Source organism: Streptomyces sp. DSM 120436 (assembly GCF_055778765.1).
Map to the genome: position 1 here is coordinate 2,754,842 of NZ_JBSKBS010000001.1, position 25,348 is coordinate 2,780,189.

A 25,348-nucleotide genomic window follows, 5' to 3' on the forward strand; every position below is an offset into this window, starting at 1 on the left:
TGCGGCGGCCGTGGGAAGAGTCGCAGGGGATCGCGGTTTCTGTCAGGAGCGCGTCAGGAAGTTGGCCGGAATCCGTTCGGTGTCCGGGAGGAGGTATCCGGTATGCGGACGCGAGGGAGGGGGTCCCGGCACAGGCGGCCGGGACCCGCCGCCGTGACGGGCCCCGGCCGCCGGCCTCACGGCGCGCCGGCCGGCCGGTCCCCGTGCCAGGACCGCCACAGCGCCGCGTACACCCCGTCCGCCGCCACCAGGGCGTCGTGCGTCCCCAGTTCGCAGACCCGGCCGTCCTCCATCACCGCCACCCGGTCCGCGTCGTGCGCGGTGTGCAGCCGGTGCGCGACGGCGACGACCGTACGGCCCTCCAGCACGGCGGCCAGCGCCCGCTCGGCGTGCCGGGCCGTCGCCGGGTCGAGCAGGGCGGTGGCCTCGTCGAGGATCAGCGTGTGCGGATCGGCCAGCACCACGCGCGCCAGGGCCAGTTGCTGCGCCTGCGGGCCGTCCGTGGGGTGACCGCCCTCGCCCAGCCCGGTGTCCAGGCCGCGCGGCAGCTCCCGCACCCAGCCGTCCGCGCCCACCACGGCCAGCGCCGCCCACAGCTCCCCGTCCCCGGCGTCCGGTGCGGCGATCCGCAGATTGTCCCGGACCGACCCGAGGAAGACATGGTGCTCCTGGGTCACCAGCACCACCTGCCGGCGCAGCCGCTCCGGGTCCAGCGACGCCACCGGCACCCCGCCCACGGTCACGCTCCCTGAGGTCGGCGCGTCCACCCCCGCCAGCAGCCGGCTCAGCGTGGTCTTGCCCGCGCCCGACGGCCCCACCACCGCCAGCCGTTCGCCCGGCGTCACCGTCAGGTCCACCCCGCGCAGCACCTCGCCGCCCCCGTCGTACGCGTAGCGCACCCCGGTCACGTCGATGCGGTCCCCGGCCGGGTCCGGGGTATCGCTCCGTCCCGCCGCGCGCGGCGCCCGGGCCAGCCCCTCCACCCGGGCGAACGACGCGCCGCTGCTCTGCAGTTGCTCCAGCCGCATCAGCACCTCGTCCAGCGGGCCGCTCAGCTGCAGCAGATACAGCGAGGCCGCCACCACCGCGCCGAGACTCACCGCTCCCCGCCCGTGCAGCCACCCGCCGCACAACAGCACCCCGGCCACCGGCACCACGTACGACAGCTCGACCACGGGGAGGAACACCGAGCGCAGGAACAGCGTGCGCACGCGGGCGCGGCGGGACGTCTCCAGCGCCTCCCGGCTCGCCCGGACCCGCCGCTCCTCCAGCCGCAGCGCCTCCACGGTGCGCACGCCCGACACCGTCGACGCGACCACCTCGGCCACGTCCGAGTTGGCCGCGCCCTCGGCGAGGTACGCGTCCCGGGCCCGCCGCAGGTACCAGCGCAGCACCAGCCAGATCGGGGTGAGGCACAGCAGCCCCAGCGCGCCCAGCAAGGGGTCGACGAACAGGATCGCGGCCATGACGAACAGCGACTGCACCGCGTTGACCAGCAGCGAGGGCCCGGCGTCGCGCAGCGTGGTGCCCACGGCGGTCACGTCGGCCGTGCCCCGCGTCGTCAGATCGCCGGTGCCCGCCCGCTCCACCACGGCGGAGGGCAGCGCCAGCACCCGGTCCACGAACCGCTCCCGCACCCGCGCCAGCGTCCGCTCGCCGAACCGGTGTCCCACCAAGCGGGCCCAGCGGGACAGCAGGAGCTGCGCCACCGCGCACGCCAGGATGACCGGCGCCAGCCGGTCCACCACCGCGGTGCCGCCGCCCGCCCGCACCTCGTCGACGATCCGCCCGAGCAGCCACGGCCCGGCCAGGCCGGCCAGGGCCGCCAGGCCGTTCAGCGCCAGCACGCCCGCGAAGGCCCGGCCGTCCGCCCGCACCAGCTCCCCGGCCGCCCGGCGGACGTCGGCCGGTCCCGCCACCGCGAGCCGCTCCCCGCTCATCCCGCCACCTCCTCGGGGGCGCCCTGCCCGGCCTCCCTGGCCACGAGGCGCCGGTACTCCGGTTCGCCGTCCAGCAGTTCACGGTGACGGCCGCTCGCCGCCACCTTCCCGTCGACCAGGAAGAGCACCCGGTCGGCCCGGTCCAGCACCAGCGGCGAGGTGGTGGCCAGCACGGTCGTACGGCCCTGCCGCGCGGCGCGCAGCCGGTCGGCGACCAGGGCCTCGGTGTGCGCGTCGAGCGCCGAGACCGGCTCCACCGCCAGCAGCACCTCGGGGTCGGCGAGCAGCGCCCGGGCCAGCCGGACCCGCTGCCGCTGGCCGCCGGAGAGGCTGCGCCCCTGCGCGGACACCACCGAGTCCAGCCCGCCGGGCAGTCCGCGCACGACGTCGTCGGCGGCCGCCGCGCGCAGCGCGCGCAGCACCTCCGCGTCAAACGCCCCGCCCCGGCCCGCCACCACCTCCCGCAGCGGACCGGCGAACAGCGCGGCCTCCGGATCGGCGACCAGGATCCGCTCCCGCACCCGCGCGAGCGCGATCTCGTCCAGCCGGACCCCGCCCCAGGTGACGTCCGACGGCGCGTACCGGCCCAGCCGGTCCACCACGGCCGCCGCGTCCGCGGGCCGCGCGCACACCAGCGCGGTCAGCCGCCCCGGCGGCACCCGCACCCCCGACTCCGGGTCGTCCAGCGCGGCCGGCCCGGCCGGCGGGTCGGCGGCGGCCGCGTCCGGCGGCGGCTGGATCCGCAGCAGCGCCGCCACCCGCCCGGCCGCCACCACGCCCCGGCTGAGGTAGTAGCCGCACTCGATCAGGAACATCACCGGCCACACCAGGACCGTCACGTACCCGTACACCGACACCAGCTCGCCGATGCTGATGTCCCCCTGCGCGGCCTGCCGCGCCGCGATCCAGGTCACCACCGCGAGGAACAGCGTCGGCAGCCCCGCGGCCAGCGCCTGCATCCAGCTCGTCACCGCCCCGACCCGGTAGCCCTGTTCCCGCAGCCGCCCCGAGTCGCGGCGGAACGCGTCCGCGACCAGCCCCTTGCCGCCCAGCCCGCTCAGCACCCGCAGCCCGCCCGCGAGGTCCCCGATCCGGGCGGTCAGCACGCCCTGCCGCTGCCGGTACTCCGTCTCCGCGCCCTGGAGCCGTCCCGTCAGCGGCCCCACGACCAGCCCGATCACCGGCACCCCGAGCAGCACCACCACGGCCAGCAGCGGCGACACCGACAGCAGCAGCCCCGCCACCGCCGCGTACGCCACGACCGCGCCGAACCCCGGCCCGACGGCGGTGAGCGACTGGGCGATCACCTGTACGTCGCCCACCCCGATGGTCACCACCTCCCCGGCCGCCGCCCGCCGCTCCAGCGCCGCGCCCAGCCTCACGGTGTGCCCGACGACCACCTTCACCGTGCGGAAGTTGGCGTCCATCCGGACCATCGTCATCGTGCGGTGCCGCATCATGCCCAGCCAGGCGTTGAAGGCGGTCACCAGGACCAGGGCGCCGGTCCAGCCGGCCAGCGCCGTCAGGTCGCCCGTCCCCAGCCCGTCGTCCACCGCCCGCGACATCAGGTACGGCACCGCCGCCAGCAGCACCATCCACACACTGCCGTACACCGCCCCCGCCACGCAGCGCCCCGGCTGCCGGCGCACCAGCCACCACAGATAACGGGCCCCGCCGCGCCCGTCGGGCGTGCCGGGATCCTCGTAGGCGTCGATCACGTCCGTTCCCCTCCCCGTACGGCCCGGCGGCCGGTGTGTCCCGTCGTCGCGTCGGCCGCTCTCACGGGCGCTTCCGGAACGGCGCGAGCGTGGCCCGTACGTGCTCGGCGGCGCCCCAGTCGGGCTCGAACTGGGCGATCACCGCCAGGTGCTGCCGCAGCTGGAGGACGGGCATCCGGTCCCGCCAGCCGGCGTCGAGCCCGGTCAGCTCGGCGTACCGCTCGAAGAACACCCGCGCCTCGGGCGGGGGTGAAGTCGTCCACAGGTGGGCCAGGTCCACCTCGGCCCAGGTGTACGACACGGCGGGGTCGACCAGCGCGGGCCGCCCGTCGGGGGCGGCCATGACGTTCCGCGCCCACAGGTCGCCGTGCGTCAGGCACGCGGGCCGGGCCGGCAGCAGCTCGGGCAGCCGGTCGCACAGCCGCTCCAGCGCCCGCCGGTCGGCGGCGTCCAGCGCCCGGTGGACCCGGGGCTCCTCCAGCCAGCGCAGCAGCCGGTGCCGGGCGAAGAACTCGAAGCCGTCGTCGGTCCAGGTGTTGACCTGACGGCGGCGGCCCAGCCAGTTGTCCCGGTGCCAGCCGAACCGGTCGTGCCGTGTGCCGGTGTGCAGCCGGGCGACCGCGTGCGCGCACGCCTCCCAGAACGCCTCCGTGTCCGGCCGGGGACGCAGCACCGACAGCACGAGCAGGTCCCGGTCCGCGAGGACGACGTCCGGCGTGGTGACGCCGCCCGCCTCGCGCAGCACCGTCAGCCCCTCGGCCTCCGCGGCGAAGGCGTCGTCCGCCGGCGGCTCGTCGAACGCCTTCACGAACACCGGTGTGCCGTCCGCGCGGCGCGCCAGCCCCGCGGTCGCGGCGAGGCCCCCGGAGACCGGCTCGACCGTGCCGGCATCGGTCAGCCCGGCCGCGTGCAGGCGGGCGAGCAGCATCGACGTCGCCTCCGCCACAGGTGTGCTCCTCTCGATCGGTCCCTCACCGCGGCCCCGGGAGCGGTCCCCGCGACGGCGGCTCCCCCGGCGGGGCGTCACACCAGGCTGTCCCGCCAGGCCCGGTGCAGATCCGCGAACCGGCCGGCGCCACCGATGAGTTCGTCCGGGCTGCCGTCCTCCACGATCCGCCCGCGCTCCATCACCAGCACCCGGTCCGCGATCTCCACGGTGGACAGCCGGTGCGCGATCACCACCGCCGTACGGCCCTTCAGCACCGTGGCCATCGCCCGCTGCACCGCCCGCTCGCCGGGGACGTCCAGCGAGCTGGTCGCCTCGTCCAGGATCAGCACCGCCGGGTCCGCGAGCAACGCCCGCGCGAACGCCACCAGCTGGCGCTGTCCGGCCGAGATGCGGCCGCCGCGCTTGCGGACGTCCGTGTCGTAGCCGTCGGGCAGCGCGGCGATGAAGTCGTGCGCGCCGATCTCCTTGGCGGCCTGCTCGATCTCCTCCCGGCCGGCCTCCGGACGGCCGATCGCGATGTTCTCGGCGACCGTCCCGGAGAACAGGAACGCCTCCTGGGTCACCATCACCACCTCGCGCCGCAGGTCCCGTCCCGTCAGGTCGCGCAGGTCGACGCCGTCGAGCAGCACCCGTCCGCCGGTGGGGTCGTAGAACCGGGCGAGCAGCTTCGCCAGCGTCGACTTGCCCGCGCCGGTGGAGCCGACGACCGCGACGGTCTGCCCGGCCGGCAGGGTGAGCCCGAAGCGGGGCAGCACCTCGCCGCCGGTGCGGTACGCGAACCGCACGTCGTCGAAGACCACCTCGCGCCCGGGGAGGGCGGGGCGCCGCCCCGGCAGCTCGCGGGGGGCCGCCGGCTCGGGCACGGACGGGGTCTGCGCCAGCAGTCCGGCGATCTTCTCCAGCGAGGCCGCCGCCGACTGCGCCGAGTTGAGGAACATGCCCAGCCGGTCGATCGGGTCGTACAGCCGCCGCAGGTACAGCACGGCCGCCGCCAGCACACCGAGCGCCAGCGTCTCCCCGGCCACCCGGTAGGCGCCCCACAGCACGATCAGCGCGACCGTGGTGTTGGCGGTCACCCGGGAGCCGACGACGTAGCGGGCCATCTCCAGCAGCGCGTCGCCGTTGGTCCTCTCGTGCCGCCGGTTCAGCACCGCGAAGTCGGCGTCGTTGGCCCGCTCACGGCGGAAGGCGCGCACCGGACGGATGCCGTTCATCGTCTCGACGAACTTCACGATCACCGCGGCGATCGCCGTCGACCGCCGCCGGTACACCCGCCGCGCCCGCCGCTGGTACGACCGCACCAGCAGGTACAGCGGCACGAACGACGCCACCGCCACCGCGCCCAGCCCCAGGTCCAGCCACAACAGCAGCACCGAGATGTACACGGCGGACAGGACGGTCGTCACCAGTTCCTGCAGGCCCTCCTCCAGCAGCTCCCGCAGCGACTCGACGTCGGTGGTGGAACGGGAGATCAGCCGGCCGGAGGTGTAGCGCTCGTGGAAGTCCACGCTCAGCGCCTGCGCGTGCCGGAAGATCCGGCCGCGCAGGTCGAGCAGCACGTCCTGGCTGACCCGGGCGGACGCGGTGATGAACGCGTACTGCAGCGCGCCGGCCGCCGACGCGCACAGCAGGTACCCCACCGCCACCGCGATCAGCGGTCCGTGGTCGTCGCCGCGGAACGCGGGCACCGCCCGGTCGATCGCGTACGCCACCAGCAGCGGGCCGGCCTGCACGGCGGCCTGCTGGAGCAGCAGCAACAGCGCGGTCAGCGCCACCCGGCCGCGCATCGGCGCGAGCAGGGAGCGCAGCAGCGCGCCGGTGGCGCCCGGGGGAGTGGGCAGCACGTCCCGGTCGAAGGGGTCGCCGCCCTTCTGCGGTGTCCGGTCGTCGTCCTCGTCCAGGACGGGTGCGGTGGTGGCCGCGGTCATCGCTGTTCCTCCTGTTCCCCCGCCGGGGCGCCGGACATGAGGTGGGCGTACTCCCGGTTGCCGCGCAGCAGTTCGTGGTGGGTGCCGACCGCCGTGATCCGTCCGCCGGACAGCAGCGCCACCCGGTCGGCGAGCAGCACCGTGGACGGGCGGTGCGCCACGATCAGCGCCGTGGTGTCGGCGAGCACCCGGCGCAGCGCGGCCTCGACCGCGGCCTCGGTGTGCACGTCCAGCGCGGACAGCGGGTCGTCCAGCACCAGGAAGTCGGGGCGCCCCACGACCGCGCGGGCCAGCGCGAGCCGCTGCCGCTGCCCGCCGGACAGGCTCAGGCCCTGCTCGCCGACCTGGGTGGCGGTGCCCTGCGGGAGCGCGTGCACGAAGTCGGCCTGGGCGACGGCCAGGGCGCGCGCCAGGTCCTCCTCACCGCTGCCGCCGCCCATCAGGACGTTCTCGCCGACGGTCGCGGAGAACAGCGTCGGCTCCTCGAAGGCGACGGCCACGCGGGAGCGCAGCTCCTCCCGGGACATCTCCGTGATGTCCCGCCCGTCGAGGGTGATGCGCCCCTCGGTGACCTCGTGCAGCCGGGGCACGAGCGCGGTCAGCGTGGTCTTGCCGCTGCCGGTCGCGCCGACGAGCGCCAGCGACTCGCCGGGCCGGATGTGCAGGTCGACGCGGTCCAGCACGGGCGGCGAGCCCTCGGGGGCGTCCGGGTAGCGGAAGGTGACGTTCTCGAACCGCAGCCCGCCCTCCCGGTGTCCGCCGGGCTTCCCGGCGGACACCGTGGTGCCGGACTCCGGCTCCGCGTCCATCACCTCGAAGTACCGCTCGGTGGCCGTCGCCGCCTCCTGGCTCATCGCCAGCAGGAAGCCGATCGAGTCCACCGGCCAGCGCAGCGCCAGCGCCGTGGACAGGAACGCCACCAGCGTGCCCGCCGACAGCGAGCCGTCCGCCACCCGCACCGCGCCCAGCACCAGCGCCGCCCCGACGGCCAGTTCGGGCAGGGTCACGATCACGCCGAGGATCGTCGCCAGCAGCCGCGCCTTGTGCAGCTCCGTGCCGCGCAGCTTCCCCGACAGCTCCCGGAACGCCCGCGCCTGGCTGCGGTGCCGGCCGAACCCCTTGATGATCCGGATGCCGAGCACGCTCTCCTCGACCACGGTCGTCAGATCGCCCACCTGGTCCTGCGCCTGCCGCGCCGCGCTCGAGTACCGCTTCTCGAACACCACGCAGGTGATCAGCACCGGCACCGCGGGCACCAGGACGACCAGCCCCAGCGTCCAGTCCTGGACCAGCATGATGATCACGCCGACCAGGATCGTCACCCCGTTGACCAGCAGGAACGTCAGCGGGAACGCCAGGAACATGCGCAGCAGCATCAGGTCCGTGGTGGCCCGGGACAGCAACTGCCCCGAGGGCCAGCGGTCGTGGAACGCGATCGGCAGCCGCTGCAGATGCCGGTACAGGCCGGCCCGCATCTCCGCCTCGACGTGCGACAGCGGCCGCGCCACCAGCCAGCGCCGCAACCCGAACAGCAGGGCCTCCGCCAGCCCGAGCAGCAGCAGGTACAGCGCGCCGAGCCACACCCCCGCCGGGTCCCGGTCGGCGATCGGCCCGTCGACCATCCACTTCAGCACGAGCGGGATGACCAGCCCGATGCAGGACGCCAGGACGGCGATGAACGCGGCGGTGAACAGGCGCGCCCGCACGGGACGCACGTACGGCCACAGCCGCAGCAGCGTCCGCACGGTGGAGCGGGGTTCCCGGGGAGAAGGTGGAGTGTGCATCAGTAGTGAGCGTACGGTTCGCCACTGTCGCTGCCCACCGAATTCCGTCCCGGTCCGCCTCGGTCCCGGGACCTACGACCCGCGCCGCCGGACGGCCGTGTCCCGGTGGACGGGCGCCGCGCAGCGGGGAGTCGTACCACTCCATCGGCCGATCGGACGATGCGCGGCCGAGCGCGACGGCCGATGTCCGCGCACCCCGCCCGCCGGAACACTGGCCGTCATGTCCGTCATCGACGTCACCGACCTGCGCAAGGCCTACGGCGGCCGGCCCGCCGTCGACGGGGTGTCCTTCTCCGTCGACGAGGGCGAGATCTTCGGCATCCTCGGCCCCAACGGCGCCGGCAAGACCACCACCGTGGAGTGCGTGGAGGGGCTGCGCGTCCCCGACGCCGGGCGGGTCCGGGTCGCCGGACTCGACCCCGTCGCCGACCACGAGGAGGTCACCCGCATCCTCGGCGCGCAGCTCCAGCAGAGCGAACTCCAGCCCAAGCTGACCGTCCGCGAGGCCCTGGAGCTCTACGCCTCCTTCCACCCCCGCCCCGCCGACTGGCGTCCGCTCGCCGAACGGCTGGGCCTCACCGCGAAACTGACCACCCGGTTCGCGAAGCTGTCCGGCGGCCAGAAGCAGCGCCTGTTCATCGCGCTCGCCCTCATCGGCAACCCGCGGATCGTGGTGCTGGACGAGCTGACCACCGGCCTCGACCCGCGTGCCCGGCGCGACACCTGGCACCTCATCGAGGACGTCCGCGCGGGCGGCGTCACCGTCCTCCTCGTCACCCACTTCATGGAGGAGGCCCAGCGCCTCTGCGACCGCATCGCCGTCATCGACCGGGGACGCGTCGCCGCCCTCGACACCCCGGCGGGACTCATCCGCCGCTCGGCCGGGGCCACCGTCATCAGCTTCACCCCGTCCGCCCCGCTCGACGACGCCGACCTCGGCGCGCTGCCCGGACTCGCCTCGGTCGCCCACAAGGACGGCCGGATCACCCTGTCCGGCACCGACGACACGGTCAACGCCGTTCTCACCCTTCTCGCCCGCTCCCGCGTCACCGCCCACCAGCTGCGCGTCACCGACGCCACGCTGGACGACGCCTTCCTGGACCTCACGGAGACCACGGCATGAGCACCGGACTCGTCAACACCGCAGTGCTGAAAACTGAGTCGAGGCTCTTCCGGCGCGAACCCGGCGGCATCTTCTGGATCATGCTCTTCCCGACCCTGCTGCTGGTGATCCTGGGGTCCATCCCCTCCTTCCGGGAGGCCGACCCCGCCCTCGGCGGACTGCGCCCGGTCGACGCCTACGTGCCGGTCACCCTCCTCCTCGGCCTGATCATCGGCGGACTCCAGGGCATGCCGCCCACCCTCACCGGCTACCGCGAGACCGGCATCCTGCGCCGCATGTCCACCACACCGGTCCGTCCCGCCGCCCTGCTCGCCGCCCAGATGACGGTGCTCGGCGCCGCCTCCCTGGTCTCCGCGGCGGTCACCCTCGCCGTCGGCCGGCTCGCCTTCGACGTCGCCCTGCCCGGGCAGCCGCTCGGCCACCTGCTGGCGCTGCTGCTCGCCCTGGCCGCCTCCCTCGCGCTCGGCGCGCTGATCAGCGCCCTGGCCCGCACCGCGAAGATCGCCACCGCGATCGGCTCCACCGCGCTGTTCCCGGCCATGTTCACCGCGGGCGTGTGGCTCCCGGTCGAGGCCATGCCGGACCTGATGGCCGACATCGTCGGCTGGACCCCGTTCGGCGCGGCCGCCCAGGCCCTGAACGACGCGGCGGCGGGCGACTGGCCCGGCGCGGCGCACCTCGCGGTGACGGCGGGCTGGGCGGTGCTGCTCACCGCGGGCGCGGTGCGCTGGTTCCGCTGGGAGTGAGGAGGGCTGTGCCGGACACTGGTGCGATGACCAGAACGGCCCGACTCGACGACCGCTGGGCGGTGTTCGACCGCTGGGGCCCGTACGGGCTGCTGCTGCTGAGCACCGTGATCGCCTGGGCGGCAGCGGACCCCCTCGGGATGAGCACCGGCGAACGCCGGGCGGGCGGCGCGCTCGTCGTGGCGGCCGTCGCCGTGGAGCTGTGGTGGGGCCGGCGGTCGCGCACCCGGCCGCCCGGCCCGTCCGCGGCGGGCGCCCGCCTGTACGCCCTGCGCTGGGCCCTCGGCTTCGCGCTCACCTGGCTGAACCCGCTGTTCGCCTTCTACGCCGTCCACGGCTACTTCAGCACCGAGCGCCTGCTGCCGCGCCCGTTGCGCAAGGCCGGCCTGTGCGCCACCGCCGTGACCCTGGCCGGTTCCCAGTCGGGAGGGATGCCGCCGGACGGCCGGCTGGGCTGGACGCTCTTCGGCTCCCTGCTGGCCGCCAACGGCTTCCTGGTCCTCCTCTTCAGCCACTTCGCCGACCTGGAGGAGGACCGCGGCCGGGCCCGGCTGGCGACCATCGCCGAACTCGAACGCACCAACACCGCCCTGCAGCAGGCCCTCGACGAGAACGCCGCCCTGCACTCCCAGCTCCTCGTCCAGGCGCGGGAGGCAGGCGTCGCCGACGAGCGCCGCAGGCTGGCCGCGGAGATCCACGACACCCTGGCCCAGGGCCTGACCGGCATCATCGCCCAGCTCCAGGTCGCCGCGAACACCCCCGACCCCGTCGCGGGCCGTGCCCATCTGGACCGGGCGCTCGCCCTGGCCCGCGACAGCCTCGGCGAGGCCCGCCGCTCCGTGCACAACCTGTCCCCGGTCGCGCTCGCCGACGGCGGACTGCCCGGCGCGCTGAAGCGGGCCGTCGCCGAATGGGGCGAACGCACCGGCGTGAACGCCGCGTTCACCGTCACCGGCACCGTCGAGCCGCTGCACGACGAGATGGCGGCCACCCTGCTGCGCATCGCCCAGGAGGCCCTGTCCAACACGGCGCGGCACGCGCGGGCCGCCCGGGCCGGCGTCACCCTCTCCTACATGGGGGACGAGGTCACCCTCGACATCCGCGACGACGGCGCGGGCTTCGACCCGCTCGCCGTCCCCGCGCACACCTCCGCCGGCGGCTTCGGCCTCGACGGCATGCGGGCCCGCGCCGAACGCGTCGCCGGGTCCCTCACGGTCGAGTCCGAACCCGGCGGCGGGACGGCGGTCTCGGCTCGCGTACCGTTGGTCCGCCATGACCCATGACGCCGCGTCCGCAGAGGCCGCCGAGGCCGCGCCCGTGATCTCCCTGCTGGTCGTCGACGACCACCCGGTCGTCCGGGACGGCCTGCGCGGCATGTTCGAGTCCGCGCCCGGCTTCCGGGTGCTCGGCGAGGCGGCCGACGGCGCGGCGGCGCTCCAGCGGGCGGCGGAGCTGGACCCCGACGTGGTCCTGATGGACCTGCGGATGCCGGGCACGGGCGGCGTGGAGGCCATCCGGGAGCTGACCCGCCGGGGCGCGCGGGCCCGGGTGCTGGTGCTGACCACGTACGACACCGACTCCGACACGCTGCCCGCGATCGAGGCGGGCGCGACCGGCTACCTGCTCAAGGACGCCCCGCGCGAGGAGCTGTTCGCGGCCGTCCGGGCCGCGGCCGGGGGCCGTTCCGTGCTGTCCCCGGCCGTCGCCTCCCGGCTGGTGTCCGCCGTCCGCGCGCCCCGGACCCCCGGCGCCGAACCGCTGTCCGCGCGGGAACGCGAGGTGCTGGCCCTGGTCGCCAAGGGCACCTCCAACCGGGAGATCGCCCGCGAGCTGTTCATCAGCGAGGCCACGGTCAAGACGCATCTGACGCACATCTTCGCCAAGCTGGGCGCCAAGGACCGGGCGGCGGCCGTGGCGACGGCGTACGACCGGGGCATCCTCGGCTGACGGGCCGCCCGTCAGGACGCCACCCGCAGCAGCAACACGGTCCGCCCCGGCACCGTGATCACGGCCCCCGCCGCGTACGTCACGTCCGGCGGCCCGCTCTGCTCCTCCCGCCCGGTGTCGACCACCACCTCGTACCGCTCCGCCCACGGGGACCCCGGCAGCGCGAACCCCACCGGGTCCGCGCCCGCGTGCAGGACGGCCAGGAAGCTGTCGTCGAGCACCGGCGCGCCCCGCTCGTCGCGTCCCGGGATGTCCCGGCCGGAGAGGTACATGCCGAGCGTGGCGGCCGGCGCGTACCAGTCGCCCTCGGTCATCTCCCGGCCGTGCGGGGTGAACCAGGCCAGGTCCCGCAGCCCGTCCGCGGAGTGCGCCCGGCCGGAGAAGAACGAGCGGCGGCGCAGCACCGGGTGCCGGTGGCGCAGCGCGATCAGCCGCGAGGCCAGCGCGAACAGCGGCCGCCACTCCGGGTCGTCCCGCAGGCTCCAGTCCACCCAGCCGGTCTCGTTGTCCTGGCAGTAGGCGTTGTTGTTGCCGCGCTGGGTGCGGCCCATCTCGTCGCCGGCCACCAGCATCGGCACGCCCGTCGACAACAGCAGCGTCGTCAGCAGGTTCCGCAGCTGCCGCCGCCGCAGGGCGCGCACGTCCCCGTCGTCCGTCTCGCCCTCCGCGCCGCAGTTCCACGACCGGTTGTCGTCCGTGCCGTCGCGGTTCCCCTCCCCGTTGGCCTCGTTGTGCTTGCGGTCGTACGACACCAGGTCGCGCAGGGTGAAACCGTCGTGCGCGGTGACGAAGTTGACCGAGGCGTACGGCCGCCGCCCGCCCCAGGCGTACAGGTCGCTGGACCCGGACAGCCGGTAGCCCATCTCCCGCACGTCCGGCAGCGCGTGCCGCCAGAAGTCCCGCACCGCGTCCCGGTAGCGGTCGTTCCACTCCGTCCACAGGGGAGGGAAGGCGCCCACCTGGTAGCCGCCGGAGCCGACGTCCCACGGCTCCGCGATCAGCTTCACCCGGCGCAGCACCGGGTCCTGCGCGATCACCGCGAGGAACGGCGACAGCATGTCCACGTCGTGCATGGAGCGGGCCAGCGCCGCCGCCAGGTCGAAGCGGAAGCCGTCCACGCCCATCTCCGTCACCCAGTAGCGCAGCGAGTCCGTGATCAGCCGCAGCACGTGCGGCTGCACCACGTGCAGGGTGTTGCCGCAGCCGGTGTAGTCGGCGTAGCGGCGGGCGTCCGGCTGGAGGCGGTAGTAGCCGCGGTTGTCGACGCCCTTGAACGACAGCGTGGGGCCCAGTTCGCCCGCCTCGGCGGTGTGGTTGTAGACGACGTCGAGGATCACCTCGATGCCGGCCGCGTGCAGGGCCCGCACCATCCGCTTGAACTCGCCGACCTGCTGCCCGGCCGTTCCCGAGGCCGCGTAGGCGGCGTGCGGGGCGAAGTAGCCGATGGAGTTGTAGCCCCAGTAGTTGCGCAGGCCCCGGCGCAGCAGGTGGTCCTCGTGCGCGAACTGGTGCACCGGCAGCAGCTCGACCGCCGTCACGCCCAATCGCACCAGGTGCTCGATCGCCGCGGGGTGCGCGAGACCCGCGTAGGTGCCGCGCAGCTCCTGAGGGACGTCCGGGTGGCGCATGGTGAAGCCGCGCACGTGCAGCTCGTAGATGACCGAGTCGGCCCACGGCGTCTTCGGCCGCCGGTCGTCCGCCCAGTCGTCGTCGTCGTGGACGACCACCCCCTTCGGCACGAACGGCGCCGAGTCCCGGTCGTCGCGCACGGTGTCCGCGACGTGCTGCTCCGGCCAGTCGCGGACGTGCCCGTACACCTCGGGCGGCAGCGCGAAGTCGCCGTCGACGGCCCGGGCGTACGGGTCGAGCAGCAGCTTCGCCGGGTTCCAGCGCCCGCCGGTCCACGGGTCCCAGCGGCCGTGCACCCGGTAGCCGTACCGCTGCCCGGGCAGCACCCCCGGCACGAAACCGTGCCAGATGCCGTGCGTCAGCTCGGTCAGCCGGGCCCGGCTCTCCCGGCCGTGCTCGTCGAACAGGCACAGCTCCACCCCCTCCGCCCCGCCCGCCCAGAGCGCGAAGTCGGTCCCCGCCACCCCGTCCGGGCCGGTGCGGAACCGGGCGCCCAGCGGCGCCGGCCGGCCCGGCCGGACGGGCACCGTGGGCGCGGGCCGCGCCGGCCGCGCGCCGTTCACGACGACGGCCGGCCGCCCGTCCCCGGCGGCCCGCTCTCCGGCCACCGTCTCCTGCTCGGCTGCGCTGGACACCTGTCAGCCTCCCGCGGCTCGTGGGGGACGACGGCGGACAGAGGAGCCACGGCCCGTGCGGCTCCGGCCGTGGCTCCCCGGTGCGTCGTCCTCCCCCTGTTCTGCCCAGAGCGCGCCTCGCACTCACGTTTCCCCGAGGGGCGGCACGGTCGTTTCCCGGAGGCGACGCCCGTCGTTGGGTACCGCGTGAGGCACGTACAAGGGCGCGCACGGCGCGCGAGGGCCGCGCTGGCCGTCGTGGTGACAGGGGCGGGACTGCTGGCCGCGACGGCCGGGTGCGGCCCGGAGGGTTCCGTTCCGGGGGCGTTCGGGCCATCGGGGCGCGCGGACGTCGTCCAGGTGTCCCCGCGCGACGGCAGCACCGGCGTCCGCCCCGGCGAGCACCTGCGGGTGCGGGTGGCGGAGGGCCGGCTGGAGTCGGTGAAGGCGGTCGTGTCGCAGGACGCCCGCGAGTCGCCCGTCCCGGGCAGCGTCTCCGGCGACGGGCGCACCTGGAAGCCGGACGACGAACGGCTGGCGCTCGCCGCGAAGTACACCGTCGACGCGGTCGCCGTCGACGGCGCGGGACGCCGCTCCGCCCGGCGCACCACCTTCACCACCCACGTCCCGGAGGAACGCTTCATCGGCCACGTCGCCCCCGAGGACCGCTCCACCGTCGGCACCGGGATGATCGTCTCCCTGGAGTTCAACCGGAAGATCACCCGCCGCGCGGCCGTGGAACGCGCGGTCCGGGTCACCGCACGGCCCGCCGTCGAGATCCGGCCCCACTGGTTCGGCGGCACCCGGCTCGACTTCCGCCCCGAGCACTACTGGAAGCCCGGCACCGAGGTCACCGTCGACCTGGACCTGCGCGACGTCGAGGGCGCGCCCGGCGTCCACGGCCTGCAGCGCCGCACCCTCACCTTCACCGTCGGCCGCAGCCAGGTGTCCGTGGTCGACGCCGCCGCCCACACCCTGCGCGTCCGCCGGGACGGGGAACTGCTCGCCACCGTGCCGGTCACGGCGGGCGCGGCCGGGACTCCCACCCACAACGGAAAAATGGTGATCACCGAGATGCTCGAGGTCACCCGCATGGCCAGCCGCACGGCCGGTCCCGGCGGCGAGTACGACGTCCCCGACGTCCCGCACGCCGTCCGGCTGACCGGCTCCGGCACCTTCCTGCACGGCGACTACTGGACGGCGCCCGAGGTGTTCGGAAGCCGCAACGTCAGCCACGGCGGCGTCGGCCTGCGCGACGTGCAGGGCGGCGGTGCGGACACCCCGGCGGGCTGGTTCTTCGACCGCAGCCTGACCGGCGACGTCGTCGAGGTGGTCAACAGCAAGGCCCGCACGGTCGCGCCGGACGACGGCCTCGGCGGCTGGAACATGGACTGGAAGGAGTGGAAGGCGGGCGGCGCGGTGAACCGCCGCTGACCGCACCCCCTCGGCGGGCCGTGACCGTTGTGACCCCTGTGACCCCCGTGACCGCCGTGACCGCCGTGACCGCCGTGAACTTGGAACGGAACGGTGACAGAACCGCCGTCTTCCACGCCCCTGGCCTGTGGTTACCATGCGCGGTGTGCGCGAGTGGCGCACGGGGGGGGCCGGGTCCGGTCAGACCCGCCGAGGGGAGAAACAAGTGAACGTGGGGCCGATATCGGGGGCGCCGATGGGCGCGCGGCGCGGCGGCAGGAAGCTCGCGGCGCTGGCGCTCGGGGTGATGCTGGCGGTCACCGCCTGCGGCGGCGGGGGAGCGGAGCAGGGCTCCGGCCCGGACGACGGCAAGGGCAAGGCCAAGGACTCCACGGCGGCGCGCAGCACGCGGTCCGAGGCCGTGGTCGCCATCGCCCCGCGTGACGGCGCCACGTCGGTCGGGACCAGCGGTGAGCTGAAGGTGACGGCCGCCCGCGGCAAGCTCACCGAGGTCGTCGTCAAGAACGCCGAGGGCAAGGCCGTCGAGGGCGCGATATCCGGGGACGGCGCCTCCTGGACGCCGTCCACCCACCTGGCCGCCTCCACCACCTACACGGTGCACGCGGTCGCCGAGGACGCCGAGGGCCGCACCACCTCGCAGGACTCCCGCTTCACCACCCTGACGCCGAAGAAGACCTTCCTCGGGCACTTCACCCCCGAGGACGGCTCCACCGTCGGCGTCGGCATGCCCTTCTCCCTCAACTTCACCCGGGGCATCACCCACCCCGACGACGTCGAGAAGGCCATCCGCATCACCACCGAGCCGGCCGTCGAGGTCGAGGGCCACTGGTTCGGCAACGACCGCCTCGACTTCCGGCCGGAGCAGTACTGGAAGGCCGGCACCAAGGTCACCGTCGACCTCAACCTCGACGGCGTCGAGGGCCGTGACGGCGTCTACGGCGAACAGGCCAAGACGGTCTCCTTCACCATCGGCCGCAGCCAGATCTCCGTGGTCGACGCGAAGAAGCACACCATGAAGGTGATCCGCGACGGCAAGGTGATCAAGAAGATCCCCGTCACCACCGGCGCCCCGGGCTACGAGACCTGGAACGGCAAGATGGTGATCAGCGAGAAGCACACGGTCACCCGCATGAACGGCGAGACGGTCGGCTACGCCGGCGAGTACGACATCGCGGACGTCCCGCACGCCATGCGCCTGTCCACCTCCGGCACCTTCATCCACGGCAACTACTGGGGCGGCGACGCCTTCGGCAACCGCAACGCCAGCCACGGCTGCATCGGCCTGCGCGACGTGCAGGGCGGCTGGGACAAGAAGGCCCCGGGAGCCTGGTTCTTCGACAACTCGCTGATCGGTGACGTGGTCGAGGTGAAGAACTCCGACGACGCGGTGATCGCCCCGGACAACGGCCTCAACGGCTGGAACATGTCCTGGGAGAAGTGGAAGGCGTAGGACGCCCTCTTCCCGATCCACGGCCCCGGTGCCCGCACCGGGGCCGTCGTCGTATCTCCGCGATGTGAGCCACGGCACCGGCTCACCCGCCGTTGGTCACCGTGCTGTGCTTGCCCGGGGGGCGGCCCCCGGGCCCCCGGCACGGGTGTGAGCCACGGCACCGGCTGCCCTGCCGTTAGTCACCGTTAACCTGCTGGCATGACCGTACATCTCGAAGTCGCCGAGGGCGTCGGCACGCTGCGTCTGGACCGCCCTCCCATGAACGCGCTGGACGTCGCCACGCAGGACCGTCTGAAGGAGCTCGCCGAGGAGGCCACGCGCCGCGAGGACGTGCGCGCCGTGGTGATCCACGGCGGCGAGAAGGTGTTCGCGGCGGGTGCGGACATCAAGGAGATGCAGGCCATGGACCACACGGCGATGGTCCTGCGCGCCCGTGCCCTCCAGGACTCCTTCACCGCCGTCGCCCGCATCCCCAAGCCGGTCGTGGCCGCCGTCACCGGCTACGCGCTCGGCGGGGGCTGCGAGCTCGCCCTGTGCGCCGACTACCGCATCGCCGGGGAGAACGCCAAGCTCGGCCAGCCCGAGATCCTGCTCGGCCTGATCCCGGGCGCGGGCGGCACCCAGCGGCTGGCCCGGCTGATCGGCCCGTCCAAGGCCAAGGACCTGATCTTCACCGGCCGTCAGGTGCGGGCCGACGAGGCGCTGTCCCTCGGCCTGGTGGACCGCGTGGTGCCCGCCGACGAGGTCTACGCCCAGGCCCACGCCTGGGCCGCGAAGCTGGCACAGGGGCCGGCGCTCGCGCTGCGGGCGGCCAAGGAGTCGGTCGACACCGGACTGGAGACGGACATCGACACCGGACTCGCGGTGGAGCGCAACTGGTTCGCGGGCCTGTTCGCCACGGAGGACCGCGAGCGGGGCATGCGCAGCTTCGTGGAGGAAGGCCCCGGCAAGGCGAAGTTCCTGTGATGGGCGGGTGAAACCCCCACATCGGAATTGCAGTTGACGTCATGCCCGGCCCGGCCCCCCGGTGGTGCGCATCATGGGTGTCTTGACGCACCCTTAAACCGTTTCCGTCGAGGGGCCCGTCGATTGCCCGAGCATGCGTCGTCGCAGGCCGAGCACGCTTTCGAAGCCATGGAAATGCCTTTGGCGTATACCGGAGCACGGGGGTCGACCGGGGGCGCGCGGGGGGCGTATTGCCTCGGAACGGCCCCTGCCTCCCCGGCGTTCGGCCATGATGAGGGCATGGCGGGGCTGGAGGGCACGGAACAGCCGCGGGGAGACGGGCGCGCCGCCGCGTCGCGCTGGTCGCCGACGGTCGAGGACGAACGTGCGGTAGAGGCACTGGAGTTGTACGGCGACCCCGCGGAAGGTGAAGTTCCGCTCCCGTCCCGTCCCGAGTCCGCCGCCCTCGCCCGCCGATTGGTCCAGATCGTCATCCTGCGCCGGTGGGGCCTGACCCCCAAGCTCACCGAGGACGCCGTGCTGCTGGTCTCGGAGCTGGTCGGCAACGCCGTACGCCACACCGGGGCCCGCGCCTTCGGCCTGAGCATGCGGCACCGCCGGGGCTGGATCCGCGTCGAGGTCCGCGACCCGTCCCGCGCCCTGCCGTGCCTGATGCCGGTGCAGGAGACGGACGTCAGCGGCCGCGGCCTCTTCCTCGTCGACAAACTCGCCGACCGCTGGGGCGTCGACCTCCTCTCCCACGGCAAGACCACCTGGTTCGAGATGCGCGTGGCGGACCGCTGACCAGCGGCGCCCCCGGGCCGGATAATCTGGCCCGCGTCAGTACACGTACGAAAAGAACGAGGGGCGGATCGGTGGCGGACATCGAGGAAGCACGGAAGCAGTTCGAGCGGATCGACACGAACGGGGACGGGTTCATCACCGCTGCCGAGTTCAAGACCGCGCTGGCCCAGGGCGGCGACTGGAACGTCACCGAGACGGTCGCCGAGGCCGTCATCGCGTCGCGGGACCTCGACGGCGACAAGCTGCTGTCCTTCGACGAGTTCTGGGCGCACCTGGACAGGTAGGCGTGCTCCGGGGGTGGGCCGGGGTCAGGCGCCCTCGGCCCACTCCTTCAGCGCCGACCTGCTGGAGAAGTCCGCGACGTTCTTGTCCAGCGGGTCGTCGGTGTACTGGTGGAAGCGCCACTCCGCCTGGATGCGGGGCTTCCCGGCGGTGACGTAGTCGGCGATCCAGAGGCCGTCGCCCGCGTAGGACGTCGTGTCGACGTTCAGCCAGAAATTCCGATTGCAATACAGAATGACCCTGTTGTTGGGTCGCAGCTCCTTCACCTTCCGGATGAAGCGGTCCTTCTCCGCGTTGCTCGCATGCGTTCCCTCGCCCGTCGTCTCCCAGTCGACCGCGAGGACGTCCCCCCGCTTCTCCGGGGCCCTGCCCACGAAGTACTCCGCCTGGGCCGTGAGGTTGCCCGGCCAGAGGAAGTGGTAGAAGCCGACGACCAGGCCGGCTTCGCGGGCCCTCTCCGTCTGGGCCGAGAGCCTGGGGTTGGTGTACGAACGGCCCTCCGTCGCCTTGATGAAGACGAAGGACAGGCCGTCGGTGTCGTACGAGGACGACTGGTACGCACTCACGTCGATGCCGCGCAGCATGGGGCTCCCTGAAGTGCTGGTGGGGGAGTCGGAATGACTTCTTCCCCACCCTGGCACGGGTGACCCGTCCGGGGCGGGGAAAGTCAGGTCCCGGAGGTCACCGACGTCTCCGGTGTCACTCCGATGTCGCTTCTCCGCCATGTTCCGCTCACTTCGCACGGATGAACTAGCCGGAGAAGTGGCGTGAGTCGACGCCCGATGAGAGCGTGGAGAGACGAAATGGCCGAACCGGCTGAGGCGGTGGCGTTACCCGCACCGCTCGACACCCTCCTCGCCGCCGCCGTCGCCCGGCGCTTCTACCTGGAGCAGCGGTCGAAGGTGGAGATCGCCAAGGAGTTCGGCATCAGCCGGTTCAAGGTGGCCCGCCTCCTCGACGCGGCCGTGGCCCACGACATCGTGCGGATCGACATCACCGTCCCGGCCGAGATCGACGTCCCGCTCGGGCGGGAGCTGACCGAACGGTTCGGCCTCCGGCACGGGATCGTCGTCGACCTGGGCCGCGACGAGGACGGTACGGCGGGTCCGGCGGACCAGCGGCAGAGCGGCCGCTGGCTCGGTACGGCGGTGGCCCGGCTGGTCTCGGAGATCGTCGAGGAGGGCGACGTCCTCGGGCTGGACGGCAGTCACGCGGTGGACGCGCTCAGCGAGGCGGTCACCCGGCTGCCGCCGTGCGACGTGGTCCAGCTGACCGGGGTGCACGGGCGGGACCTCGCCCATGACGCCGCGATCGCCGCGGTCCGCCGTACGGCCGCGGCGGGCGGCGGCAGGGCGTTCCCGCTCCACACCCCGTTCCTCCTGCCCGACGCCGTGACGGCCGCCGTCCTGCGCAGCCAGCCCGCCACCGCCGAGACGCTGGGCCGGTTCGGCCTGGTCACCAAGGCCGTGGTCGGCGTCACGGCGTGGGACGCCCCGCACTCCACGGTGTACGACGCCCTGTCCGAGCGGGAGCGGGAGGCGCTCCGGGAGGCGGGAGCGTGCGCCGAGGTGGCCGGCCACGTCCTGGACGCCGCGGGCCGGGTGATCCCCACCGAGCTGACCGCCCGCACGATCGCCGTCAGCCCCGCGGAACTCCGCGGCGTCACGGAACTGATCGGCGTCACGGCCGGTGGACGCGGCGCCGGGGCGGTCCGTGCCGTGCTGAGGTCCGGACTGCTCACCGGAGTCGTCACGGACGCCACGACCGCGCGCCGCCTCCTCCGGCACGACGACCCGGACGACCCGGCACGGACCGCACCGTCGTCCCGATCCACCGAATGAGGACAGCGATGAGCCAGCAGGACGAGGCGCTTCCGCCCGTTCCGGACGACATCCGCGAGGCGGGCCGCCTCGCCCCGGACCACTGGCTGGGGGTGGTCGACCCGATGTGGTCCGGGGAGGGGAGGCCCCCGGAGTGGGCGATGACCGGCCGGTGGCGGTCCGGCCTCGACGGGGAGATCGTCGAGTGGGAGGACAACCCCGAGTACCGGCCGTCCCCGCGCGCGCTCGGCTGGCCCGAGCCGGAGGACGAGGTGGACCGCGCCGTCCAGCTCGCGTCGACCGGGTACGGGCCCGGTGAGGCGGTGCCGGCCGCGCTGGCGGGACGCGAGGTGGCCGTGCTGACGGCGCCGGGCGGCGGCCCGCTGACCGCGGCGGCGCCGGACGGGACGCCGGTCGTCCCGGTGTTCACCTCGCCGGTGTTCCTGAACACGGCGGGGCGCTTCGCGTTCGAACTCGTCGGCGCGGACGACCTCGTGACGCGCGTCCCCGAGGGGCACGCGCTGTACCTGAACCCCTCGGCCGCGGTGAGCATGCTGCTGGACCCCGGCGCCGTGCGCGACGCGGTCCGGGACGGTGCGGGGGAGCGGCCCCCCGCTGCCGCCGCGCCCGCGGGCCGTACCGCGCGGGTGCTGACCGAGGCCGTCCACCCGGTGCGGGGGACGGACGCGTGAGCCGCTGGTCGTCCGTGATGCCGGGCCGGGGACGCAGGTCCGGCTCCGGTACGGGCCGCCGCGGCCCGGCGAGTCCGGCCGGCGGCGCGAACGGCGCCGGGAACGGCGCCGGGAACCGGGGCGTCGGCGGCCCGCCGGTCGAGGACGTCGACGGTGTGCTGCTGGTGCGCTCGGTCGAGGACGACTCGTTCCCGCTGGACGTCGTGGCCGAGGTGGCGGGCGCCGTCGGGCGGGAGGAGGACGTCGTCACGGTGATCGTGGGCTCCGCCGGGGGCGGGGGACCCGACGCCGACCACTGGGCACGGCTGGGCGCGCTGCTCGACTCCCTCCGCGCGCGGGGCACCGAACGGGTCCGGCTCGTGATGTCCGGCGCCGGTGACGACCGGCCGGACCGGCCCAGCGTCGCCCGCAGGATCGCGGACGCCTGGGAACTGGAGGTGACGGCCCCGGACGGGGCCGTCCTGATCACGCCCGGGGGAGCGCTCTTCGTCCACGGCGACTCCGGTCCCGGACGCGCGTGGTGGCGGTTCGCGCCCGGCGCGGAGCCGCGGAAGGCGGGCCGGCGCGCCCCGGCGCCCGTCTGGGAGGAGGCGCTGGACGGGGTGCCCGTGCGCACGGCCGGCGGCTGTGTCGTGGACCGTGTCCCGGCGGGCGTGGTGATCCGCCCGGCCGAGGCGCCCGGGCCGGCCTCCGACGCCCTGTGCTTCTCCGTGCCCGTCGACTTCGAACGGCTGACGGTGCTGGTCGGCGCCCCGCAGGCGGAGGACGTCGCCGCCGACGAGGTCGCCGCCGTCCTCAGCGGGCTGCCGGAGGCGGAGCGCGCCCGCACCCGGATCGCGCCCGGCGGCCGGCGCGACCTGCTGCGGCTCGGGCAGTCGGTCGCCGATCTGCTGGGCGCCGAGGTGGAGGTGCTCACCGGCCTGCCGCTGCTCGACGACCACGCGCCGCCCGGGACGCCTCCCCGGCCGACGCTGGTCGGGCTGGACGGCAGGCCGAGCTGGCGGCCGTTCGTGTCGTCCGTGATCTGCGGTCCGGTCGACTCCGAGGGGCGGGCTCCCGTCCCCAGGCCGGTGGAGGTCCACCCGCCCGACTGGATCCTCGGCGGCGGTGAGCGGGGGACGGTACGGCTGACGGACCGCTGGCAGGCGACGGTGACCCGGGCCGGCCTCGCCCTGTGGACGCCGGACGGCCCCCGCCCGGGACCGCTCGGACCGCCCGTCGACCCCGAGGTGTGCGCCATCGAACTGGGCATGCCCGGCCAGCCGCTGGACGACTCCCTGCTGCCCGCGCTGTCCCGCCTCGTGCGGGGCCTCGGAACCGACGTCCGCTCGCGCACCACCCTGCTGGTCCGCGGCAGGCTCCTGGCGGGCGACGGCGCCCTGCGCCGCCTGGCCGCCGAACACGGCATACCGGGCATCCGCTACGTCACCGCCGGCCGGCCCTCGCGCCCCGGCCCGGCCGCCGGCCGGCCGGGCGCGACCGCGGAGCCCGGCCGCGTCCCGCCGCCCGGAGGGGCGGCCCAGGGGCCGGGTCCCGCCGTCGGGACCGGCCGGGCTGTGCCGACCGTGGCCCACGGCCCCGGTACGGCCGCCGCCCCGCCCGCCGCCGAGGCGGGCCGTGCCGTGCCGCCCGGTGCGGGTGTCGGTGGCCCGGGGGCGGTCGAGTCCGGCCGGACTCCACCGCCCGCCGGAGTGGTCCGTGGGCCGGGGACGGCCGCCGAGTCCGGCGCCGGGGCGGGCCGGGGGGCCGGCGGGACCGCCCTCGGCCCGTCGGCCGCCGGTCCCGGTGGGGCTTCGCCGGCCGGCGAGGCGACCCGTGGGCCGGGGACGGCCGCCGCCGGCCCACGGGCCGGCGGTCCCGGTGGAGCTCCGGCGCCCGGTGGGACGGTCCAGGGCTCCGGCGCGGACCCTGCCCTTCCGGCCGCCGGACCCGGAGGCGGAGCGGTCCGCCCCGGCGGTGTGACCGCCGCCGATCCGCAGGCCGCCGGGCCCGGGGCGCCGACGCCTGCGCCTGCGGAGTCCCCGGATGCCCTTCAGGGCGGTGGGACCGCCGGGACGGACGGTCTTTCGGCCGTCGGTTCCGGGGGAGTGCTGTCGGACGTCCGCCCGGACGGGGGTGCTCCCGGTCGGTCGGCGGGCCGTGCCGGAGGTCTTGTGCCGCCGGGCTCCCCTGGGGAGGGCGGGACCGTGCCGTCGCCGGACTCGCCCCCGGACGGCGGGGCCGCCGGTTCCGGGGGAGTGCTGTCGGACGTCCGCTCGGACGGGGGTGCTCCCGGTCGGTCGGCGGGCCGTGCCGGAGGTCTTGTGCCGCCGGGCTCCCCTGGGGAGGGCGGGACCGTGCCGTCGCCGGACTCGCCCCCGGACGGCGGGGCCGCCGGTCCCGGGGGAGTGCTGCCGGGGTCTCCGCCGGAGGCCGCCGGCCCAGAGGGACCGGAGGCCGCCGGCCCAGAGGGCGCGGACGTCGGGGCGTCCGCGCCCGCCGCGCCGCCGGAGGCCGGGGACGGCGTCGGGAGCGAGCGGGGGACTTCCGGACCCGGTGCGGCGCCGGACGCCGGGACGGGTCCGGGCGCCACGGGGCCGCGGACCGTCTCCCCGGCCGGGCCACGCCCCGAAACCGCCGACGGGGGAGGCGGCCCGGGGCCGGACGGTGGCCGGGCCGGGCGTGCCGGGACGGGGACGGGACCGCGCGGGCGGAGCGGTGCGGCGCCCGTCCCGGAACGCGCCGCCCTTCCGTTCGTGCCCGGACACGTCAGCGGGGCCGCCGAGCGCGCCGCGTTCCGGGACGCCGCGGCCGGCGCCTGGGAGGGTCACGCCGCCGCCGTGTCCCGGGTGCTCACCCGGATGCCCGCCCTGCGCGGTCACGAGCTGGAGGCGGCGCGCACCGATCTCGTCGCCGCGCACGCCTACCTCACCGCCGGGGAAGGGCCGCTGCACCACCGCGAGCTGATCCGGGACCTGCACACCGGCGAGGGACGCCTGCTGCCCTACGCCGGCTGTCTGGCGTCCGCCCTGCGCCGGCTGCCCTCCTACCGGGGCGTGGCCCTGCGCGGCGGGGACGCCGACGGCCCCGAACCGGCGGTCGGCGCACTGCTGCACGACCCCGCCCCGGTCAGCGCCCTGACCGGGGCCTCGGCGCTCCCCGCCGGGTCCCCCGTGCGCTATGCGATCTGGTCCGTCACCGGCCGCAAGGTACGGCAACTGCTCGACCGGCCGGGCGGCCCCGCGGAGACGCACGAGGAGATCGTCTTCGTGCCGGGGACCGGCTTCCGGGTGCTGGGGGTGCGGACCGCGCCCGCGGGCCCTCCCGTCGTACTGCTGCGCGAGCTCCCCGGGAACGCGACCGCCTACATGGACGGGTCGCAGGAACTGAGCGGCCTGGACCTCAAGGCCCTCACGCACCTCGAGGAGTCGCTGGCCAAGGGCTTCCGCGTCGGTGACGGCCCGCAGTGGCCGGAACGCTGTTCCGGGCCCGTGGGCCAGGACGGATAGCGAGCGACGGGGAAGACACCACCACCCATCACCCCACAGCCAAGGAGAACGATGG

Annotated in this window: 19 protein-coding genes; 12 read left to right on the plus strand and 7 right to left on the minus strand. The window is 75.0% G+C overall.

What is annotated here, in order from left to right; genetic code table 11:
• Positions 1 to 176 precede the first annotated feature (176 nt).
• The 5 genes from ACWH4W_RS12715 to ACWH4W_RS12735 all read right to left on the minus strand — a co-directional run bounded on the left by ACWH4W_RS12715 (position 177) and on the right by ACWH4W_RS12735 (position 8,319).
• Positions 177 to 1,940, minus strand: a complete 1,764-nt coding sequence (locus tag ACWH4W_RS12715; RefSeq protein WP_473075850.1) for an ABC transporter ATP-binding protein — start codon at positions 1,938 to 1,940, stop codon at positions 177 to 179.
• Positions 1,937 to 3,658 (minus strand): ABC transporter transmembrane domain-containing protein, encoded by a 1,722-nt coding sequence (locus tag ACWH4W_RS12720; protein ID WP_473075851.1) that lies wholly within the window; start codon positions 3,656 to 3,658, stop codon positions 1,937 to 1,939. The genes ACWH4W_RS12715 and ACWH4W_RS12720 overlap by 4 nt, the downstream gene beginning before the upstream one ends.
• Before the next feature lie 61 nt (positions 3,659 to 3,719).
• Positions 3,720 to 4,604 (minus strand): fructosamine kinase family protein, encoded by an 885-nt coding sequence (locus ACWH4W_RS12725; protein WP_473075852.1) that lies wholly within the window; start codon positions 4,602 to 4,604, stop codon positions 3,720 to 3,722.
• A 77-nt stretch (positions 4,605 to 4,681) separates the two neighbouring features.
• Entirely contained in the window at positions 4,682 to 6,535 is a 1,854-nt protein-coding gene (locus tag ACWH4W_RS12730; RefSeq protein ID WP_473075853.1) for an ABC transporter ATP-binding protein, read from the minus strand.
• On the minus strand, positions 6,532 to 8,319 hold the full coding sequence (locus ACWH4W_RS12735; protein WP_473075854.1) for an ABC transporter ATP-binding protein: 1,788 nt from the start codon (positions 8,317 to 8,319) through the stop codon (positions 6,532 to 6,534). The genes ACWH4W_RS12730 and ACWH4W_RS12735 overlap by 4 nt, the downstream gene beginning before the upstream one ends.
• Before the next feature lie 220 nt (positions 8,320 to 8,539).
• On the opposite strand from ACWH4W_RS12735, the gene ACWH4W_RS12740 reads away from it, so the two are divergent.
• From ACWH4W_RS12740 to ACWH4W_RS12755, 4 genes are read left to right on the plus strand one after another with little or no spacing between them, the layout of a single operon-like run.
• The gene (locus ACWH4W_RS12740) at positions 8,540 to 9,442 is read left to right on the plus strand and encodes an ABC transporter ATP-binding protein (RefSeq protein ID WP_473075855.1); all 903 of its coding nucleotides are present in this window, start codon (positions 8,540 to 8,542) and stop codon (positions 9,440 to 9,442) included.
• A complete protein-coding gene (locus ACWH4W_RS12745) occupies positions 9,439 to 10,188 on the plus strand; it encodes an ABC transporter permease (RefSeq protein ID WP_473075856.1) in 750 nt (249 codons plus the stop codon). The genes ACWH4W_RS12740 and ACWH4W_RS12745 overlap by 4 nt, the downstream gene beginning before the upstream one ends.
• A 26-nt stretch (positions 10,189 to 10,214) precedes the next feature.
• Positions 10,215 to 11,471 carry a sensor histidine kinase gene (locus ACWH4W_RS12750; RefSeq protein ID WP_473075857.1) on the plus strand — a complete coding sequence of 419 codons (1,257 nt, stop codon included), beginning with the start codon at positions 10,215 to 10,217 and terminating at the stop codon, positions 11,469 to 11,471.
• Positions 11,461 to 12,135: a response regulator gene (locus ACWH4W_RS12755; RefSeq protein WP_473075858.1), complete on the plus strand. Its 675-nt coding sequence runs from the start codon at positions 11,461 to 11,463 to the stop codon at positions 12,133 to 12,135. Before ACWH4W_RS12750 ends, ACWH4W_RS12755 begins: the two co-directional genes overlap by 11 nt.
• An 11-nt stretch (positions 12,136 to 12,146) precedes the next feature.
• Here the strand turns inward: ACWH4W_RS12755 and glgX are convergent, their stop codons facing one another.
• Positions 12,147 to 14,399 (minus strand): glycogen debranching protein GlgX, encoded by a 2,253-nt coding sequence (glgX, locus tag ACWH4W_RS12760; protein ID WP_473075859.1) that lies wholly within the window; start codon positions 14,397 to 14,399, stop codon positions 12,147 to 12,149.
• Positions 14,400 to 14,585: 186 nt separating this feature from the next.
• Here glgX and ACWH4W_RS12765 point away from each other — a divergent pair, with 186 nt between their 5' ends.
• From ACWH4W_RS12765 to ACWH4W_RS12785, 5 genes are all read left to right on the plus strand, one after another.
• Entirely contained in the window at positions 14,586 to 15,812 is a 1,227-nt protein-coding gene (locus tag ACWH4W_RS12765; protein WP_473075860.1) for a L,D-transpeptidase, read from the plus strand.
• 235 nt (positions 15,813 to 16,047) lie between these two features.
• On the plus strand, positions 16,048 to 17,262 hold the full coding sequence (locus ACWH4W_RS12770) for a L,D-transpeptidase (RefSeq protein WP_473077485.1): 1,215 nt from the start codon (positions 16,048 to 16,050) through the stop codon (positions 17,260 to 17,262).
• Between the two features lie 198 nt (positions 17,263 to 17,460).
• Positions 17,461 to 18,228: an enoyl-CoA hydratase/isomerase family protein gene (locus ACWH4W_RS12775; RefSeq protein ID WP_473075861.1), complete on the plus strand. Its 768-nt coding sequence runs from the start codon at positions 17,461 to 17,463 to the stop codon at positions 18,226 to 18,228.
• Between the two features lie 279 nt (positions 18,229 to 18,507).
• A complete protein-coding gene (locus ACWH4W_RS12780) occupies positions 18,508 to 19,011 on the plus strand; it encodes an ATP-binding protein (RefSeq protein WP_473075862.1) in 504 nt (167 codons plus the stop codon).
• Positions 19,012 to 19,082: 71 nt separating this feature from the next.
• Positions 19,083 to 19,295: an EF-hand domain-containing protein gene (locus ACWH4W_RS12785; protein ID WP_473075863.1), complete on the plus strand. Its 213-nt coding sequence runs from the start codon at positions 19,083 to 19,085 to the stop codon at positions 19,293 to 19,295.
• Positions 19,296 to 19,319: 24 nt separating this feature from the next.
• Here ACWH4W_RS12785 and ACWH4W_RS12790 read toward each other — a convergent pair whose 3' ends face one another.
• Positions 19,320 to 19,877, minus strand: coding sequence for a glycoside hydrolase family 25 protein (locus ACWH4W_RS12790; RefSeq protein ID WP_473075864.1), 558 nt, complete (start codon positions 19,875 to 19,877; stop codon positions 19,320 to 19,322).
• Between the two features lie 219 nt (positions 19,878 to 20,096).
• Here ACWH4W_RS12790 and ACWH4W_RS12795 point away from each other — a divergent pair, with 219 nt between their 5' ends.
• The 3 genes from ACWH4W_RS12795 to ACWH4W_RS12805 are packed head-to-tail and all read left to right on the plus strand — an operon-like array spanning position 20,097 to position 25,293.
• Positions 20,097 to 21,134, plus strand: a complete 1,038-nt coding sequence (locus ACWH4W_RS12795; RefSeq protein WP_473075865.1) for a sugar-binding transcriptional regulator — start codon at positions 20,097 to 20,099, stop codon at positions 21,132 to 21,134.
• An 8-nt stretch (positions 21,135 to 21,142) separates the two neighbouring features.
• Entirely contained in the window at positions 21,143 to 21,805 is a 663-nt protein-coding gene (locus ACWH4W_RS12800) for a type VII secretion system-associated protein (RefSeq protein WP_471589989.1), read from the plus strand.
• The gene (locus ACWH4W_RS12805; protein ID WP_473075866.1) at positions 21,802 to 25,293 is read left to right on the plus strand and encodes a DNA polymerase III subunit gamma/tau domain-containing protein; all 3,492 of its coding nucleotides are present in this window, start codon (positions 21,802 to 21,804) and stop codon (positions 25,291 to 25,293) included. The genes ACWH4W_RS12800 and ACWH4W_RS12805 overlap by 4 nt, the downstream gene beginning before the upstream one ends.
• Positions 25,294 to 25,348: the final 55 nt, after the last annotated feature.

Excerpts from the sequence above, each read along its gene's own strand:
- ACWH4W_RS12715 (WP_473075850.1), bottom strand. The coding sequence starts at position 1,940 with ATGAGCGGGGAGCGGCTCGCGGTGGCGGGACCGGCCGACGTCCGCCGG.
- ACWH4W_RS12730 (WP_473075853.1), bottom strand. The coding sequence starts at position 6,535 with ATGACCGCGGCCACCACCGCACCCGTCCTGGACGAGGACGACGACCGG.
- ACWH4W_RS12735 (WP_473075854.1), bottom strand. The coding sequence starts at position 8,319 with ATGCACACTCCACCTTCTCCCCGGGAACCCCGCTCCACCGTGCGGACG.
- ACWH4W_RS12740 (WP_473075855.1), top strand. The coding sequence starts at position 8,540 with ATGTCCGTCATCGACGTCACCGACCTGCGCAAGGCCTACGGCGGCCGG.
- ACWH4W_RS12745 (WP_473075856.1), top strand. The coding sequence starts at position 9,439 with ATGAGCACCGGACTCGTCAACACCGCAGTGCTGAAAACTGAGTCGAGG.
- ACWH4W_RS12750 (WP_473075857.1), top strand. The coding sequence starts at position 10,215 with ATGACCAGAACGGCCCGACTCGACGACCGCTGGGCGGTGTTCGACCGC.
- ACWH4W_RS12755 (WP_473075858.1), top strand. The coding sequence starts at position 11,461 with ATGACCCATGACGCCGCGTCCGCAGAGGCCGCCGAGGCCGCGCCCGTG.
- ACWH4W_RS12770 (WP_473077485.1), top strand. The coding sequence starts at position 16,048 with ATGGGCGCGCGGCGCGGCGGCAGGAAGCTCGCGGCGCTGGCGCTCGGG.
- ACWH4W_RS12775 (WP_473075861.1), top strand. The coding sequence starts at position 17,461 with ATGACCGTACATCTCGAAGTCGCCGAGGGCGTCGGCACGCTGCGTCTG.
- ACWH4W_RS12780 (WP_473075862.1), top strand. The coding sequence starts at position 18,508 with ATGGCGGGGCTGGAGGGCACGGAACAGCCGCGGGGAGACGGGCGCGCC.
- ACWH4W_RS12790 (WP_473075864.1), bottom strand. The coding sequence starts at position 19,877 with ATGCTGCGCGGCATCGACGTGAGTGCGTACCAGTCGTCCTCGTACGAC.
- ACWH4W_RS12795 (WP_473075865.1), top strand. The coding sequence starts at position 20,097 with ATGGCCGAACCGGCTGAGGCGGTGGCGTTACCCGCACCGCTCGACACC.
- ACWH4W_RS12800 (WP_471589989.1), top strand. The coding sequence starts at position 21,143 with ATGAGCCAGCAGGACGAGGCGCTTCCGCCCGTTCCGGACGACATCCGC.